Source organism: Candidatus Neomicrothrix sp. (assembly GCF_035329545.1).
Classification (GTDB): domain Bacteria; phylum Actinomycetota; class Acidimicrobiia; order Acidimicrobiales; family Microtrichaceae; genus Microthrix; species Microthrix subdominans.
The window spans coordinates 157,265-172,685 of record NZ_DAOLGP010000002.1; the positions used below are offsets into that span (position 1 = coordinate 157,265).

Below are 15,421 nucleotides of genomic sequence, written 5' to 3' on the forward strand. Positions count from 1 at the left end.
CCTGCGGCGGCTCAACCCTGCGGCAACTCGGGAGCCCAGAGCGCGCCCAGACAGCAGTGTGCACTCCCCAGTTCGGAGAGGGCTTGGTACTCGGGAGCCCAGAGCGCGCCCAGACAGCAGTGTGCACTCCCCAGTTCGGTCTGGGGAGGAGGGGGGGTGGGGTCGAAGCGGCGGGTCAGTCGTCGCCGGCCGGGGTGTTGGTCACCTCGACGAAGTCACGGCACGGCTGGCCGCGCAGTGTGTTGCAGGCGGGCAGCCCGTCGGGGATCTCCACCCCATCGATCGTAGGCATCACCAGGCCGGTCGCATGCTTGCCTCCGCGCCCGATGACCACGTCGGTGCCGGCGGGCACGTCCGGGCTTTCGAACGACCACAGCGGGCGGCTGCGGCCGGGGCTCTGCACGCTCACCCGCAGCTGCGACCCCTTGCGGAAGATGTGGGTTGCCGCCTGCATCGGCACCCGGCGGTGCACCCACTCGGCGGGTTCGAGCACCTCGCGACCCTCCTCGGTGAAGGTGTATTCCACCTGATACTCGTCGCTGAGCTGTTGGTACTCCTCAGCATGCTGCAGCTCGTGCCAGCCCGACTGCACGTAGGTCTCGGATCCGTCGGGCCGCACCTCGGTCAGGTCGACCTGCACGGCGCCGTTGTCAGAGCCGGGCTTTACCCACAGGTCGAGGTACCCCGGCCCAGCGATGATCACGTCCTCGGTCAGCTCCGGCGTGGCATAGGCAACCAGGTTGCCCTCGTCAGGCTGCTGGTAGTCGATCTCCAGATCCTTCTGAGAATACTGGAAGTCGGTCGAGTTGGCGTCGGTGGTGACGATCTCTCCGGCCTTGGGCTCGAAGGCAAAGCTGTCGGCGGCTTCGTCGGCGGGTGCCTCGTCAGCCAGGGTGCCTTCGGCGTCGAAGAACCACTCGGTCTTGGTCGCTTCGGCCGGCGGGAACTGATCGAAGTCCCAGCGCACCCGCTCCCCGGCAGCGCCCGCCGGGTCGGTGTCGGCACCGGACTCGACCAGCACCTGCACGGCCGCCTCGTCGTCATACGCCGCCTTGGCGCCGTCGAAGTCGTCGGGCAGGTACTCCGCAAAGCGATTCTCGCCAAAGCCCTGGTCGATGCCGAAGTTCTCTTCGAACACCGCCGCCGACGCCTGACGCAATCCGTCCGGGATATCGGGAATCTCCCCGGCGACGTAAAACGACAAAAACTCGTACCAGTCCGTGACCACCATCGGGCTGTAGCCGTCGGGGTGATGTCCGTTGAAGATCTTGAACCTGGTGAAGACGTCGTCGTCGAACTTGTTGAACAGGTAGGGGAAGCGACCGCCGGTCTGCTCGTCCTGATAGGCCCCGGTCAGGTAGGTGGGCACCTCGATGCGGGGCACCAACAGCTGTAGGAACCGGGCAGCCGCCGAGTCGGAGAAGTTCTCGAGTGCTCGCCCGAACTTGCCAAAGTCCAGGTTCTGGCTTCGGATCGACTGGTTGGCCTCGCAGACCTGGTCGCCCTCGGCGATCAGCTCGCCGTCCCAGCTCTGGCCTCCAGCCTCGGCCTGGTTGGTGCGCTCCTCGAGCCACTGCCTGGTGAACCCGTCGTTGTAGAGCCCACCGGGCCACTGCTCGCGCCACGGGTCATCGATCACCGACAGCGGCGCGATCGCCGACAGGCTGGGTGGCTGGGTGGAGGCCACATACAGCTGTGCGATGCCCGCATAGGAGAGCCCCACCATGCCGACCTTGTTGTCCTTCACCCACGGCTGGGCTGCGATCGCCTCGATCGCGTCATAGCCGTCGGCGTGCTGGGCCGGGTTGAACACGTCGAAGACCCCGCCCGAGCAGCCGGTGCCGCGCATGTTGACCCCGACGGTGGCAAACCCGAGGAAACCGGCGATCATCGAGCCGGGCTGGGGATCGTCCGGCTTCGACGGGCTGTAGCCGCTGTATTCGACCAGCGTTGGATAGGGCCCGTCCTCGACCGGGCCCGGCAGGGTGACGTCGATCGACAGCTTCACCCCGTCGCGCATCGTGACGTAACCGAAGCCGTCGTCGATCTCCTGGGAGTTGTAGAAGGCATCGCCGGCTACGTCGTCGACCCCGAGCACCCGCACCTCGTCGCTGGTGACGCCACGCGCCCGCAGCCGGTAGGTGCCCGGGGCCAGCGTGGCGCCGTCCACCGTGGGGAGTTCGCCATCGCCACCGGTCTGCTGGGTCAGCGGCTTGTCGGGGATGTAGGCGAAGTGGGCCTGTCCCTCCCCGTCGGCGAGCAGGGTCAAGAGGACGTCGCCCTCCTCGTTCTCGAGGACAAGCTCCTCGGACTTGTCGGCGCCGGTGACGGTCAAGGTCTCGACGCCGCCGGCGATGGTCAGGCCGGTCGCCGCATCCTTCTTGGGGCCCAGCTCATCCGCCGTGGGCGCATCCAGGCCCGGCGCCGTTCGCACGAACTCGGCAAACGGCTCCGTAGCCCGCTGGGCGCCTGCCACCTCGGTGTCGTCACTGGCCGCCTCCGCACCGCTGCACGCGGACAGCCCCGAACCCAGCAGCAGGGGTACGGCCACGATGGTCGCCAATCGGCGTCTGCGCAACATATCGATCCCCCCGGGATGCGAAGCCAGCCCGCAACCGTAGGGTGGGACGGCAACTCGTTCCACCCTACGATCCCAGGGAAAATTCTATGGAATCCCACTCACCCGACCCAGCTGTGGGGCCGGACGCGTCCCGGACCGCCCCTCCCGACGAACCGGCACCATTGCGGGTTCGGATCTACTCGGACGTGGTGTGCCCGTGGTGCTACATCGGCAAGCGACGCTTCGAGGCGGCACTGGCGCTCCCCGAGGCGCCACCGGTGAGCGTGCGGTGGCTTCCGTTCCAACTCGACCCAGGCGCGCCGGTACCGGGTGGACCGGTCGCCGAGGCTTACGCCAAGAAGTTCGGCAACGAGGCCCGAGCCACCCAGATCATCGCCCAGGTGACCGAGGCCGCCGCCGCAGAGGGGCTGGGGTTTCGCCTTGACCGGGCCGTTCGATCCAACACATTCGATGCCCACCGGCTGTTGTGGTGGGCAGATCAGGAGGATCGGGCCGTCGGCGGCGAACCGGCCGACGGGGTTTTGCCGAATGGCCTGCTCGACGGATGCCAAAGTGCGCTGAAGGAGTCGCTGCTCGCCGCCTACTTCGTCGAGGGGTTGGACGTCTCCGACCACCGGGTGCTGGTTGCCAGGGCAGCAGCGGTGGGCCTGGACGCCGACGAGGCGACCGAGGTGTTGGCATCGGGGGCCGGCGTATCGGAGGTGCGCTCAGAGATCGCCGGCGCGGTGTCTGCCGACGTGACCGCCGTCCCGACGTTCGTGCTCGATGGACGCCTGGCCATCCCTGGCGCCCAGGACCCGGCGACGATCGCCCACCACCTCAACCGTATTGCCGCCCCCCGGGACCGCTGAGGACCTCCGCCCGATCGGGCTACGTCGCCGGCGGAGCGATGTCGGACAGGTACTGCTCGACCTGCTCGCGAGGCAGCGCACCGGACGCACGGTGGACCACGTTCCCGTCGCCGTCGACGAACACGAAGAAGGGAAAGCCGTTGAGCCCGTAGGCGGTGGCGGCTTCCTTCTTGTCACTGTCGACGAGCACCGGCTGATCCCAGCCGGTCGAAGGGACCCACAGCGATGGTGGGTCGGCGCCGGGGCCCTCCTGGGTAGCGGTGGACACCAACGTTGCCGTCACCCCGGTGGGCAGCAGCCCGTCGTCGAGCCACTGGGCCACCTGGGGCACCTCGGCCTGGCAGACGTGGCACCAGTGAGCCCCGAAGACCATCATGGCGGGGCCTTTGGGGGCCGAGACCGGCTCGTTGACGAAGTTGGCCCCCTCGAGCTTGGGCGCCGCCATTCCGATCGCCGGGTCGTTAGCGGGATCGGCCAGCTCAGGCAGCGCCTCGCCAGTCACGGTCACCGCTCGGAACTCCGACGTCGGCTTGTCGCCGTAGGCATCGGACAGCACCTCCGTGCTGCTCTTGCCGTCGGCGGTCTCTTCGTCACCGCTCGCGGAGCCGATGGCAATGGCCCCGGCGATCACCACCACGACGGCGACGATCGCCACGATGCCCCACACCGGGAAACCGCCGGACGATTCGGACGACTGGGTGTACCCGGGAACCGGGGCGCGTCGGTTGAGTTTCGGACGGTTACTCATGGTGAGGTCCTTTCGGGAGTCGAACTCTTCGAGACTTCATCGGTGCCGGCTGCCGAGGTGTGGGCAACCTCGGTCCGCTCGCCGTCCGCACGGGCGATGCCGACCAGGACTGCGATCAGGGCCATCGTGGTGAGGGCCATCATCGGGATCGAGATGTAGTGCAGCTTCCAGATCCACAGCACGGTGCAGGGGGCAACCGGGTCGCAGCTGGCACCGACCGCCTCGGGCAGGCGTTCGTGGACGTAGTGCCAAATGGAGATCGACGCCCCGATGGCGGCGAGCGGCCACACCGTGAATCGCACCGCCACATCACGGCGTAGCGCCGCCACGCCGCACACGATCACCAGCGGGTAGATGGCGATGCGCTGGTACCAACACAGCGTGCATGGGGTGTACCCGGCGCCGAGCGACAGCTGCAGGCTGCCCACCACCGCCACCGCGGCGACGAGCGTGGCCAGCCACAGGGCCACCGGGGCGAGCGACGCCGACACCTGGTTCCACCACGGCGTGCGGCCCCGTAGCAGCCACAGAACGGCCACCGTGACGAGCGCCAGCTGACCGGCGACGGTGAGCAGGGCATAGAAGGTGTCAAAAGCGTCCTGGTTCACGTCGGTTCAGCGCGCTTTCGGTCGGGGAACTACCCCACAGTGTGTCGGATGGAGCCTGGATCCGCTCATCGGCGGGCCGGCGGCCATGAACATCCTCAGCCTCCGGGCCTGCTCACCCGAGACGCTCGATGATGGTCACGTTTGCCTGCCCACCGCCCTCGCACATCGTCTGCAGGCCGTAGCGGCCGCCGGTGCGCTCGAGTTCACCGAGCAACGTGGTCATCAGCCGGGCACCTGTGGCGCCGAGCGGATGCCCGAGCGCAATGGCCCCGCCGTTGACGTTCACCTTGTCGTGAAGAACGTCCAGTTCCTTCATCCAGGCGAGCACCACCGACGCGAACGCCTCGTTGATCTCGACCAGGTCAATGTCGTCCATCGTCATGCCGGCCTTCTTCAGGGCATGGCGGGTGGCCGGGATCGGAGCGGTCAGCATCCACACCGGATCGTCGGCCAGCACCGACAGGTGATGGATGCGGGCCCGCGGCGTCAGTTGGTGCTCGGCGAGCGCACGGTCGGAGGCGATCAGCAGCGCGGCGGAAGCGTCGGAGATCTGGCTGGCGACCGCAGCGGTGATCGTGCCGCCCTCCTCGAGCGGCTTGAGGCTGCGGATCTTCTCCCAGTTGGGCTCACGGGGGCCCTCATCCCGGGCAACGTCGCCCAGTGGGGCGATCTCGGCGTCGAAGCGGCCCGAGTCCCGGGCCCGGATCGCCCGCTCGTGGCTCTCGACGGCGAACGCTTCCATCTCGTCGCGGCTGCACTCCCATTTGTCGGCGATCATCTGCGCCGAGCGGAACTGGCTGACTTCCTGGTCCCCGTAGCGCTCCTGCCAGCCGGTCGAGCCGGTGAATGGGTCGGGGTAGCCGAACTGCTCACCGACGAGCATCGCCGAGCTGATGGGGATCGTCGACATCTGTTGCACGCCGCCGGCAACGATCAGGTCGGACGTGCCCGACATCACCGCCTGGGCGGCGAAGTGCACCGCCTGCTGGGAGGAGCCGCACTGGCGGTCGATTGTCGTACCGGGCACGTGATCGGGCAGACCCGCGGCCAACCAGGCGGTTCGGGCGATGTCGCCGGACTGCCCGCCGATCGTGTCGACGCACCCGAAGATCACGTCCTCGACCGCGCCCGGGTCCACCCCGGTGCGTTCCATCAGCGCCTTGAGGCTGTGCGCCCCCAGGTCGGCGGGGTGGACCGCCGAGAGGCCCCCGCCCCGTCGCCCCACCGGGGTGCGAACTGCGTCGACGATGTAGGCCTCGGCCATCGGGTCCTCCAGGGTTTGGCCGGCGCTGTGCCCGGCTACTGGTTCCAGTCTGACGCTGCGTCAGATCACGGGCCAATGGCCGGACCGCTCGATACCCCAACGCGGTCACGCCCGACACGTCGATGCGGCGCTGCATCGCGGTGTCGGGCGTGACCGAATCGGGGCGGTCCGGGGTTGGGTCCCGACCCGAGTTCACCCCCTGCTACCCCTCGGTTGCCCCCGTGACGCCAGCTCCGGTGAGCATCTGGGGCGAGCGGGCGGCGCCGTAACCCGGGGCGCCGTGCTCTTTGACGTCGAGGCCGGACAGTTCCTCCTCCTCGGTGACACGCAGGCCGACGGTTGCCCTGATCACCCGGAAGAGCACTCCGGTGGTCAGCGCCACAAAGGCGGCGATGGCCACCACGCCGATCAACTGGCTGACCAGCTGGCTGACGCCGCCGCCGTAGAACAGGCCCTGCTTCCAGAACTCGGTGTCCTCGGTGGCGAACAGGCCGACCGCCAGGGTGCCGAAGGCGCCGCACACGCCGTGCACCGAGATGGCGCCGACCGGATCGTCGATCTTGCGCCGGTCGAAGAACAGCACCGACTCGACGACGAGCACCCCGGCGATCAGGCCGATGACGATGGCGCCGATCGGCGACACCGCAGCGGTTCCCGCGGTGATCCCGACCAGCCCGGCCAGCAGCCCGTTGGCGGTCATGCCCACGTCGGGTGCGCCGGTGCGGATCCAGATAACCGCCATTGCCGCCAGCGCACCGCACACCCCGGCGAGGGTGGTGGTGAGGGCAATCCCACCGATGGCGGCATCGGCGGCCAGCTCGGAGCCCGGGTTGAAGCCGTACCAACCCACGAGCAGGATCATGGTGCCGATCACGGCGAAGGGGATCGAGTGGGGCGGCAGCAGCCGGGGCTTGCCGTCGGCGCCGTAGCGGCCGATACGTGGCCCGAGCGCCTTGGCGCCCATCAGGGCGGCCACCCCGCCGGTGAGGTGCACGATGCTCGATCCGGCAAAGTCGTGGTAGGGCGTGGCGAGCGTGCTCAGCCAACCGCCGCCCCACAGCCAGTGCACCACCACCGGGTAGATAAACGCCGAGATGACGATGCTGTAGATGAAGTAGCTCTTGAACTTGGTGCGCTCGGCCATGGCGCCCGACACGATCGTCGCCGCCGTGGCGGCGAACGCCACCTGGAAGATGAACCCGACCGGCAGCGTCAGCGAGCCGATCGTGGCCGCCCCGTCACCGAGAAAGAACCCGGCGTGGCCGAACAACGCGTTGCCGTCGCCGAAGGCGATGGCGTACCCGACGACGTAGAACGCCAGGGCACCGGCGCAAAAGTCCATCATGTTCTTCATCATGATGTTGGCCACGTTCTTGGCCTGCGTCAGCCCGGCTTCGACCAGGGCAAACCCGGCCTGCATGAAGATCACCAGCACGGCGCTCAACAGCACGAAGACGTTGTCGAGGTTGGTCTGAACATCGCCGGCAGTGATGTCCTGGGCGCCGGCCGGGGATGCAAACGCCAGGAGGGCCGCGCCGCAGAGGGCTGCGCCGGTGATGCGTCGCAGACCGCGGGAGGACACGATCGACAGCAAGGTGCCGCGGTCGATCCCCGGTAGTCGGTGCCTGGGTTGGATGGTAGGGGAGCTGGTGGGTAACACGTTGGCCTCCTCAGGGCGCCGTCGTTTGGGTGACGGAAGCGAACCTATGGATGCCGGTTTTCGGGCCTGTTCCCGCAGCGTCAACGCTCGATGACCGGCTGATCAACGCTTGACGACGGCCGTGTCAACGCCGTGTTTCCTGGGCCCGGATCTCCTGCGGCCCCGTGCGCGTCTCTCAGCACACGAATCGGTTGACCGTTCGGACTAATCGGCCGACGATGGTTCCCAGGGGTGATCGGCTTGGCAGCACGGCACGCGTCCGGCAAGGCAACGGTTGCGGCACAGGCCGACGAGCTTCATTCGAGCTTGACCATCGGCGAGGAGTCGATCGATCCCACCACCTGGGCCGGGTCGATACCCCAACAACACGGCACCGCACCCCACGTGCGCTTCGGGCGCAGCCGGTGGTTCAACCTGCTCTGGCTGATACCGGTTGGCTTCGTCGTGCTCATCAGTGCGGTGGCCGTCGCCAAGGGCCTGCGAAACAACCCGTCGGTCGAGCGGTTCATCGCCCGCAATCCGGGCACGACCCTCACTCCCGAGGCACTTGAGAACCAGGGGTTTCCGTGGTGGGTTGGCGCCCAGCACTTCCTCAACATGTTCCTGATGATCTTCATCATTCGCTCCGGCGCCCAGATCCTCGCCGACCATCCCCGTCTGTACTGGACGCGTCACTCCACGCCGGGCAAGGAGTGGTTCCGGGTCCAAAAGGAGGTGCCGAACGTGCCGCTGTGGACCGCCAAGGAGGATTCGGTTGGTCTTCCGAGGCAGGTGGGTCTGCCCGGGTTGCGGCACACGATCGGGCTCGCACGGTGGTGGCACCTGGGAACCGACGTCGTATGGCTTCTCAACGGTGCGATCTTCTACGTGTTGTTGTTCACGACCTGGCAATGGCGCCGGGTAGTGCCCACCACCTGGGACATCATTCCGAACTCGGCGTCGGCGCTGCTTCAGTACCTGTCGCTCGACTGGCCCACCGAACACGGATGGGTCGCCTACAACGGCCTCCAGATGACCGCCTACTTCATCACGATCTTCATCGCTGCGCCGCTGGCGCTGGTCACGGGCCTGGGCATGTCACCGGCGCTGTCCACCCGATTCCGTCGGGTGAGCAAGGTCCTCAGCATCCAGGCGGCGCGCTCGATGCACTTTCTGGTGCTGTGCTGGTTCCTGTTCTTCATCGTGATCCACGTGACGCTCGTGTTCACCACGGGGCTGCTGAAGAACCTCAACCACATCTACGGCGGCAGCGATTCGAGCAGCTGGCTGGGCTTCGGCGTCTTCGCCGCCACGATGGTGCTGGTCATCGTCGCCTGGGCGGCGGCGACGCCGTTCACGCTGCGCCACCCACGGACGGTTCAGCGCGTGGGCTACGCGCTGATCGGCCCGGTGCAGCGCCTGTTCGAGCACGTCGACACAAGGCCCGGCGAATACTCCGAGGGCGACATCTCCCCCTACTTCTGGCACAACGGGCAATACCCCGATACGTCGGAGCAGTACAACGCGCTGCGCAAGGGGGACTTTTCCGACTACCGCTTGGAGATCGCCGGACTGGTCGACAACCCGGTCGAGCTCTCCTTGGCCGACCTGCGGGCCCTTCCCCACCACGAGCAGATCACCCAGCACTTCTGCATTCAGGGGTGGTCGGGCGTTGCCAAGTGGGGCGGGGTCTCCATGGAAACGATCCTTGAACTGGTCCGGCCCGGCCCGGAGGCGCGGTGGGTGGTGTTCTACTCCTTCGGCGAGGGGGCGGACGGCGGCACCTACTACGACGCCCACCCGATCGAGCAGATGCACTCGGAGCTGGCGATGGTCGCCTACGACATGAACGACGAGCCGCTGCCCTACGGACACGGCGCGCCGTTGCGGCTGCGCAACGAGATTCAGATCGGCTTCAAACAGGTGAAGTGGATCAGGGCGATCGAGTTCGTCGCCGACTTCGAGGCGATCGCCGGCGGCGAGGGCGGCTACAACGAGGACCACGAGTTCTTCGGCTACCGGCAGTCGATCTGAGGCCGGCGCTCTCCGAACCAACCGACGGGGCTCGGGCGAGCGACCCGCTTCAGTCGTCGGCGGGGCGCATCTCGGCCATGTCGAAGTAGGCCCTCAGGGTGGTGATCTTGGCGTCGTCGTCAAACGTCATCACGTCGATCGCCGTCATCGTCATCGCCTGATCGCCCAGCATCGGCCGGATCTCCATGAAGAACGCCGCCTCGCCGCCGCACACGTTGGCCTTGGTCAGCCGAAGCTCGATCTCGGGGGCCAGCTCGCGGGAGCCGTCCCAGAACGCACCGATGGCCTCGAGCCCCTCGTGCTTGGGCGAACCCACCGGGTCTTCCACCCAGGCATCCTCGGCGAACAGCGACAGGTAGCCCGCCCGGTCGTTGTTGGAGAAGTGTGCGATGTAGTTCTCGACGGTGGCGTGGATGGCGGCGGTCTCGGCGGTCATGGCCCAGACCGTACCCGGCCCTCCCCCTCTGCTACCCGGCCCCCCTACCCGGGCCTCACCGACCCATTGACCGGTACTACCGGTAGTATTACCATCGCCATATGGCCGTGACGAAACGATCCGTGTCCTTGGACGATTCCGTGGCGGCCCGGGTCGAACGGGCCGCCAGAACCGACGGGATGTCCTTTTCCGCTTGGCTCTCCGCAGCCGCCGAGCGCGCGCTGCTCCTGCGCGAGGGGCACCAGGGTGTCGCCGAGTGGGAGGCCGAAGCGGGTCAGCTCACCACAGCCGAACGCTCCGCCGGAGAGGCCCTCCTCGACCATCTCCTCGGCGACCCGGCTGCAAAGACCGCGTGATGGCCAACGGGCTGACCTATGACACCGGCGCATTGATCGCAGCTGAACGCGACGATCGGCTGATGTGGGCACTCCACCGGGCCTCGCTCAGCCGAGGGTTGGTGCCAACAGTTCCGGTCGGCGTGCTGGCCGAAGCCTGGCGTGGGGGCCCGCAGCATCACCTGACCAGGCTGTTAAAGGGCTGCCAGGTGGAGAACATGCTGGAAGTCCAGGCTCGACAAATCGGCACGTTGATCGCCCGGAGCGGTCTCCCCGACATCGTCGATGTCGCCGTCGCTGAAGGTGCCATGCGTCGCGACGACGCCGTCGTGACGTCCAACAGGGGCCACATCGAACAGGTTGCCGACGCGCTCGGGCGCCGACTCGCGGTTCACGACGTGTAGGCCCGGCCGGGTCTTCTCTCCTGACATTCAGGGGTTCTTGCCGAAGTGGGGAGCCCAGAGCGCGGCCTGGCGGTCGTGTGGGCTCCCGAGTTGGGGAGGCCTTGCCAAAATGGGGCACGGAGTCGGGTCTCTTCCACTGACAGACAGGAGTGGTCAGAGGGCCAGATGGAGTCGCAGCGCCTCGTCGAGCTCAGCCAGCTGAACGCCGGAGAGCGCTCCGATTCGCCCCCCGAGGCGCTCGACTGCGATCGATCGGACCTGTTCCGCCTGCGCCTTGGAGTCTCGGGTGAGACCGGTTTCGCCGGCGGTGATCAGCACCTGGAACGGGTAGACCCGTTCGGTGTTGGAGGTCACCGGAACGACCGTGACCACTCCGCGCCCCAGCCTGGTCGCAGTCATGTTCGCACCGTCGTTGCTGACGATCACGACCGGCCGACGCTTGTCCGACTCGGCGCCTCGACTGGGATCGAGATCCACCCACCGGATCTCACCGCGACGCATCAGGCAAGCCCATCGGCGGTCGCTACGTCCCAGAGATGGTCATCCTCACCGTCCACCCACTCGCTCCACGCCTCGTCATACGCAGCGCCGAGCTCTGAGGCGCGGAGCAACCGCACCGCCTTCTGAATCGCTGCGGACCGGGAGCCCAGCCGCTGCTTTTCCGCGTAGGCGTCGAGGTACTCGACATCGCCCTCGGGCAGACTGACGCTGAGCTTCATACCACGATGCTACCCCGAGTAGGACCGTCGGGCTACCAGCGCACGGGGCCTCACGACCGGCAACCGGCGATCTGGGGGGGCCGGCACGGTCTCTCTACGTCAGCGGATCCAAGCCAAGGGCGGCCGCCACCCGGCGGCGGTGCCAGCGGGCATCACCGAAGCGGGAAGCCAGGGCCCAACTGCGCTTCAGGTACAGGTGCAGGTCGTACTCGGTCGTGTAGCCGATCGCCCCATGGCACTGCAGCGCTTGCTCGCCAACGAACATGACAGCCTCCGAGGCCATCGCCTTGGCCATCGACACGTGGCGATGCGCGTCGGGATCGCCGTTGGCCAGGCTGTGCGCCGCACGGTGCACCATCGGAGCCGCGAACGACAGCTGCAGGCGGGCGTCGGCCAGGTGGTGCTTGACCGCCTGAAACGACCCGACCGGCACGCCGAACTGCTTGCGCTCGGAGACATAGCCGACCGTCATGTCCAGCATGGTCTCGCCCAGGCCCAGCAGCTGAGCGGCGGTGCCGAGCGCCGCCCGGTTCCAGGCGTTGCGGATCATCGCCCGGGCGGCGTCGCCATCGGCCAACAGCGTGTCGGGGTGGGTCTGCCACTCGACGCGCGACAGCTTGCGGGCGCCGTCGACCGACCGCTCCGGCGACAGCCGCACCGACGAGGGGTCGACGACGTGAAGCTCGCCGTCTGCGTACCCGATGATGACGTCGGCCGAGTTGGCGAAGGCCACCGTTTTGGCGGCCGGGAACGCCGGCACGGCGGTGGCGCCGCCGGGCAGCCGCTCCAGCCACGTGGTGGCCAGCTCGACCGCGCCCTCGGGCGGGTGCTCCTGACCGATCACCTCGGCCAGCATTGGGGCCACGACCATGGCGGAGGACAACACCGGGTCGGGCAGGGCCACGCGGCCGCACTCGGTGAGGGCGAGCACCAGCTCCTCCTCGGACAGGCCAAAGCCGCCGTGGGCCTCGGGAACCATCAGCCCCAGCACGCCCATGTCGGCCAGCTTGGCCCACACGTCGTGCAGCCGACCGTCGTCCGAGTCCCACGCCTCTCGTACCCGACTGGCCGGCACCTCACGGATCAGCAGGTCCCGAACCGCGTCGGCCAGTTCCAGTTGCTCGTCCTCAAATGCGAACCGCATGGCGAAGCTCCCTGTTGTTGCTCAGTGCTGATGTGGCCGCTGCGTCGATCACCCCGGCGCTCACTTGCGGGGCAGGCCGAGCACGCGCTCGGCGACGATGTTGCGTTGGATCTCGTTGGTGCCGGCGTAGATCGGCCCGGACAGCGCAAACTGCCAGCCCTTCATCCAACGGCCGTCGTCGACGGCACCCGGCGAGCCCTCGTCGAGTTCGGCCTCCGCACCGGCCAGCTCGAGGCCCACCCGGTGCAGCTCGACGTCGAGCTCGGACCACCACAGCTTGTTGAGGCTGGAACGGGCGCCCGGCGGGCGGCCCTCGGTCACGTCGGTGACGTCGGCCAGGGTGTAGAGCTGGTAGGCCTCGGCGGCCATCCACGCCGTGGTGACCCGGTCGGCGAGCACCGGATCGAGATCCTCGTGCTCCCTCGCCCGGGCGACCAGCCGCTCGGCGGTCGCCATGAACCGTCCCGGCGACCGCAAGGTGAGCCCCCGCTCGGACGAGGTGGTCGACATGGCCACCGACCAGCCGGCGTCCACCTCCCCCAGCACCCACTCGTCGGAGACGAACGCGTCCTCGAAGAACACCTCGGCAAAGCCCTCATCGCCGTCGAGGCGGGTGAAGCCGCGCCCGGGGGTGCCCCCCGCCGCCAGAGGCCCCATGAAGGAAGTGAGGCCACGATGGCGCTGCTGGTCGGGGGCGGGGCGGAACAGCCCGAACAAGTGGGTACAGAACGCCCCCCGGGTGGTCCAGGTTTTCTGGCCGGTCAACCGCCAGCCGCCAGCTGCCTCGTCGCGCACCGCCTTCGAGGTGATCGCCGCCAGGTCGCTGCCGGCGTTGGGTTCGGACCAGCCCTGGCACCACAGGTCGTCGGCCGACGCCATGCGGGGGAGGAACCGATCCTGTTGTTCCTGGGTGCCGTACTCAAAAATGGTGGGCGCCAACAGGAAGATGCCGTTCTGGGTCACCCGCTGGGGTGCCCCGGCCCGGTAGTACTCCTCCTCGAAGATCAGCCACTCCCACAGGGTGGCCTCCCGGCCCCCGTAGGCCTCGGGCCACGACACGACGGCATAGCGAGCGTCGAACAGCGTGCGTTCCCAATCGAGATGGGCGGCAAAGCCCTCGGCGGTGTCGCCGGAGGGCAGCGGCTCGGCGGGCACGTGGTCGGCGAGCCAGCCGCGCACCTCGACGCGAAATGCAGCCTCGCTGGGGCTGTCGAGCAGTTCCATCGGTCCTCCGGCGGGTCGGGATGGATGAAGGTACCAGTCCGATCAGGGCAGCCGATATCCGGCCTGCGAGAAGCGACGCCCTGCCGCCCTCCGGCGCAGGAACCGAAACAATCCTGAGCATTCGGGAACTCGCGGGGCAGCTCGGAACGTCTCATCTCCACACCCACGGCTACACCATGACCTGAGGAGCGCCGATGAGCACGATGATCACCCCCACCCGTCCGCCACACGACGCAACGGCGCCCACCGACGACGAAGGACACCGGCGGTCCGAACGGAGCGGGGACGTCGATGCTGCGGCTGACCGGACCGACGGGCCACCTTCGGCGGGGCCCGGCGACCGGTCCGGCGCCCCGCCGTCGAGCACCCGACTCCGGCGCCTCGGCGGCCTCTTCGGCCGGCACCGCTGGTTGGCGGCGTTGGCTGTGATCGTGGCGCTCGCCGCCCTGGCCGGACTGGGCACGGCGCTGCAGGGCACCGGGGCGGGCGACGCCTCGACCTCGGGAGCAACCGGTGCGGCACTACCCGACCCCGAGGTGGCAAGGGCAGAGCCCGACGGCGGGGTCTCGACAAAGGGGGCGCAGCCGGCTGCCGGCGTCCCCAACGCTGACCAGTCGGGCGCAGCTGCGGAGGTGACCACCGACGAGGTGACGCCCGGCATCCCCATCGGACCGACCGAGACCCCGCAGGTCACCGGGGTGGACCGCGATCTGGTGCGCACCGCCACCCTCGACCTCACCGCCAAAGAACCGGACACGGCGGCGGCCAAGGCCCGCTCCCTCGTCGGCGCCCTGGGTGGCCGGGTCGCCCAGGAGCAGACCAGCTTTTCGGGCAACTCGTCGGTGGTGCTCACGCTGGCGATCCCACCGAAGAACTTCGATGCGGCCATGGAGCAGCTGTCCGAGCTGGGCAAGGTGAAGAACCGCAGCGTGTCGACCGACGACGTCACCGGCACGGTGACCGACCTGGAGGGGCGAATCACCACGCTCAAGGCCTCGATCACCCGGCTTCAGGGCTTCCTCGCCGACGCATCGGATGCCGGCCAGATCGGCATGCTCGAAAGCGAGCTGCTGCGCCGGGAGACCGAACTGGAGGGCATCCAGGGGCAGCTGCGCACGATCGAGGCCCAGGTGGCCGAGTCGACGGTGACGCTGACGATCACCGAGCCCGGTAAGCGCCTCGACCCGGTGATCGACGAGGACGACAGCGTCGGCTTCATCGACGGGCTGACCAGCGGCTGGCAGGCCTTCACCGCCGTCGTGAACGCCATCGTCGTCGCCGTGGCCGCCATCGCCCCGTTCCTGGCCATCGGGCTGCTCGTGTGGTTGGTCGTTCGCCTGGTCCGTCGGCGCCGCGGCGCCGGGCACGCAGCCGACACCACATCGTCGGGCAGATGACATGACGCTGGCGCCTCCCGGTCCGGGGCTCCGCCCA

Annotated in this window: 15 protein-coding genes; 5 read left to right on the plus strand and 10 right to left on the minus strand. The window is 68.3% G+C overall.

Annotated features, from left to right (window positions below):
- Positions 1-175: 175 nt before the first annotated feature.
- Positions 176-2,551 (minus strand): CocE/NonD family hydrolase, encoded by a 2,376-nt coding sequence (locus PKD89_RS02200; RefSeq protein WP_287391128.1) that lies wholly within the window; start codon positions 2,549-2,551, stop codon positions 176-178.
- Between the two features lie 116 nt (positions 2,552-2,667).
- On the opposite strand from PKD89_RS02200, the gene PKD89_RS02205 reads away from it, so the two are divergent.
- Complete coding sequence (locus PKD89_RS02205) at positions 2,668-3,432, plus strand: DsbA family oxidoreductase (RefSeq protein WP_289012420.1); 765 nt, start codon at positions 2,668-2,670, stop codon at positions 3,430-3,432.
- A 19-nt stretch (positions 3,433-3,451) separates the two neighbouring features.
- On the opposite strand, the gene PKD89_RS02210 is transcribed toward PKD89_RS02205, so the two are convergent.
- The 4 genes from PKD89_RS02210 to PKD89_RS02225 all read right to left on the minus strand — a co-directional run bounded on the left by PKD89_RS02210 (position 3,452) and on the right by PKD89_RS02225 (position 7,610).
- The gene (locus PKD89_RS02210; RefSeq protein ID WP_287375903.1) at positions 3,452-4,180 is read right to left on the minus strand and encodes a TlpA disulfide reductase family protein; all 729 of its coding nucleotides are present in this window, start codon (positions 4,178-4,180) and stop codon (positions 3,452-3,454) included.
- The gene (locus PKD89_RS02215) at positions 4,177-4,788 is read right to left on the minus strand and encodes a disulfide bond formation protein B (protein WP_287375900.1); all 612 of its coding nucleotides are present in this window, start codon (positions 4,786-4,788) and stop codon (positions 4,177-4,179) included. Before PKD89_RS02215 ends, PKD89_RS02210 begins: the two co-directional genes overlap by 4 nt.
- 112 nt (positions 4,789-4,900) lie before the next feature.
- Positions 4,901-6,052: an acetyl-CoA C-acetyltransferase gene (locus tag PKD89_RS02220; RefSeq protein WP_287375899.1), complete on the minus strand. Its 1,152-nt coding sequence runs from the start codon at positions 6,050-6,052 to the stop codon at positions 4,901-4,903.
- Between the two features lie 202 nt (positions 6,053-6,254).
- The gene (locus tag PKD89_RS02225) at positions 6,255-7,610 is read right to left on the minus strand and encodes an ammonium transporter (RefSeq protein WP_425591221.1); all 1,356 of its coding nucleotides are present in this window, start codon (positions 7,608-7,610) and stop codon (positions 6,255-6,257) included.
- A 342-nt stretch (positions 7,611-7,952) separates the two neighbouring features.
- Between PKD89_RS02225 and PKD89_RS02230 the strand changes: the two genes are divergently transcribed.
- The gene (locus PKD89_RS02230; protein ID WP_289012422.1) at positions 7,953-9,725 is read left to right on the plus strand and encodes a molybdopterin-dependent oxidoreductase; all 1,773 of its coding nucleotides are present in this window, start codon (positions 7,953-7,955) and stop codon (positions 9,723-9,725) included.
- Between the two features lie 49 nt (positions 9,726-9,774).
- Here the strand turns inward: PKD89_RS02230 and PKD89_RS02235 are convergent, their stop codons facing one another.
- Positions 9,775-10,161 (minus strand): nuclear transport factor 2 family protein, encoded by a 387-nt coding sequence (locus tag PKD89_RS02235; protein WP_287375893.1) that lies wholly within the window; start codon positions 10,159-10,161, stop codon positions 9,775-9,777.
- A 101-nt stretch (positions 10,162-10,262) separates the two neighbouring features.
- Here PKD89_RS02235 and PKD89_RS02240 point away from each other — a divergent pair, with 101 nt between their 5' ends.
- Both PKD89_RS02240 and PKD89_RS02245 read left to right on the plus strand, forming a co-directional pair.
- Entirely contained in the window at positions 10,263-10,517 is a 255-nt protein-coding gene (locus tag PKD89_RS02240; protein WP_287375890.1) for a hypothetical protein, read from the plus strand.
- A complete protein-coding gene (locus PKD89_RS02245; RefSeq protein ID WP_289012424.1) occupies positions 10,517-10,900 on the plus strand; it encodes a hypothetical protein in 384 nt (127 codons plus the stop codon). Before PKD89_RS02240 ends, PKD89_RS02245 begins: the two co-directional genes overlap by 1 nt.
- 153 nt (positions 10,901-11,053) lie before the next feature.
- On the opposite strand, the gene PKD89_RS02250 is transcribed toward PKD89_RS02245, so the two are convergent.
- The 4 genes from PKD89_RS02250 to PKD89_RS02265 all read right to left on the minus strand — a co-directional run bounded on the left by PKD89_RS02250 (position 11,054) and on the right by PKD89_RS02265 (position 13,987).
- Positions 11,054-11,404 (minus strand): type II toxin-antitoxin system PemK/MazF family toxin, encoded by a 351-nt coding sequence (locus PKD89_RS02250; protein WP_349257314.1) that lies wholly within the window; start codon positions 11,402-11,404, stop codon positions 11,054-11,056.
- A complete protein-coding gene (locus PKD89_RS02255; RefSeq protein WP_287375885.1) occupies positions 11,401-11,619 on the minus strand; it encodes a ribbon-helix-helix domain-containing protein in 219 nt (72 codons plus the stop codon). Before PKD89_RS02255 ends, PKD89_RS02250 begins: the two co-directional genes overlap by 4 nt.
- Positions 11,620-11,713: 94 nt before the next feature.
- Complete coding sequence (locus PKD89_RS02260) at positions 11,714-12,763, minus strand: acyl-CoA dehydrogenase family protein (RefSeq protein ID WP_287375882.1); 1,050 nt, start codon at positions 12,761-12,763, stop codon at positions 11,714-11,716.
- Between the two features lie 60 nt (positions 12,764-12,823).
- Positions 12,824-13,987 (minus strand): acyl-CoA dehydrogenase family protein, encoded by a 1,164-nt coding sequence (locus PKD89_RS02265; protein WP_324332249.1) that lies wholly within the window; start codon positions 13,985-13,987, stop codon positions 12,824-12,826.
- Between the two features lie 194 nt (positions 13,988-14,181).
- Here PKD89_RS02265 and PKD89_RS02270 point away from each other — a divergent pair, with 194 nt between their 5' ends.
- Positions 14,182-15,384: a DUF4349 domain-containing protein gene (locus PKD89_RS02270; RefSeq protein WP_324332250.1), complete on the plus strand. Its 1,203-nt coding sequence runs from the start codon at positions 14,182-14,184 to the stop codon at positions 15,382-15,384.
- The last annotated feature ends 37 nt before the right edge of the window (positions 15,385-15,421 follow it).

Bases quoted from the DNA above. Each gene is read 5' to 3' on its own strand.
- PKD89_RS02205 (WP_289012420.1), top strand. From the start codon at position 2,668: ATGGAATCCCACTCACCCGACCCAGCTGTGGGGCCGGACGCGTCCCGG.
- PKD89_RS02210 (WP_287375903.1), bottom strand. From the start codon at position 4,180: ATGAGTAACCGTCCGAAACTCAACCGACGCGCCCCGGTTCCCGGGTAC.
- PKD89_RS02220 (WP_287375899.1), bottom strand. From the start codon at position 6,052: ATGGCCGAGGCCTACATCGTCGACGCAGTTCGCACCCCGGTGGGGCGA.
- PKD89_RS02235 (WP_287375893.1), bottom strand. From the start codon at position 10,161: ATGACCGCCGAGACCGCCGCCATCCACGCCACCGTCGAGAACTACATC.
- PKD89_RS02240 (WP_287375890.1), top strand. From the start codon at position 10,263: ATGGCCGTGACGAAACGATCCGTGTCCTTGGACGATTCCGTGGCGGCC.
- PKD89_RS02245 (WP_289012424.1), top strand. From the start codon at position 10,517: ATGGCCAACGGGCTGACCTATGACACCGGCGCATTGATCGCAGCTGAA.
- PKD89_RS02255 (WP_287375885.1), bottom strand. From the start codon at position 11,619: ATGAAGCTCAGCGTCAGTCTGCCCGAGGGCGATGTCGAGTACCTCGAC.
- PKD89_RS02260 (WP_287375882.1), bottom strand. From the start codon at position 12,763: ATGCGGTTCGCATTTGAGGACGAGCAACTGGAACTGGCCGACGCGGTT.
- PKD89_RS02265 (WP_324332249.1), bottom strand. From the start codon at position 13,987: ATGGAACTGCTCGACAGCCCCAGCGAGGCTGCATTTCGCGTCGAGGTG.
- PKD89_RS02270 (WP_324332250.1), top strand. From the start codon at position 14,182: ATGAGCACGATGATCACCCCCACCCGTCCGCCACACGACGCAACGGCG.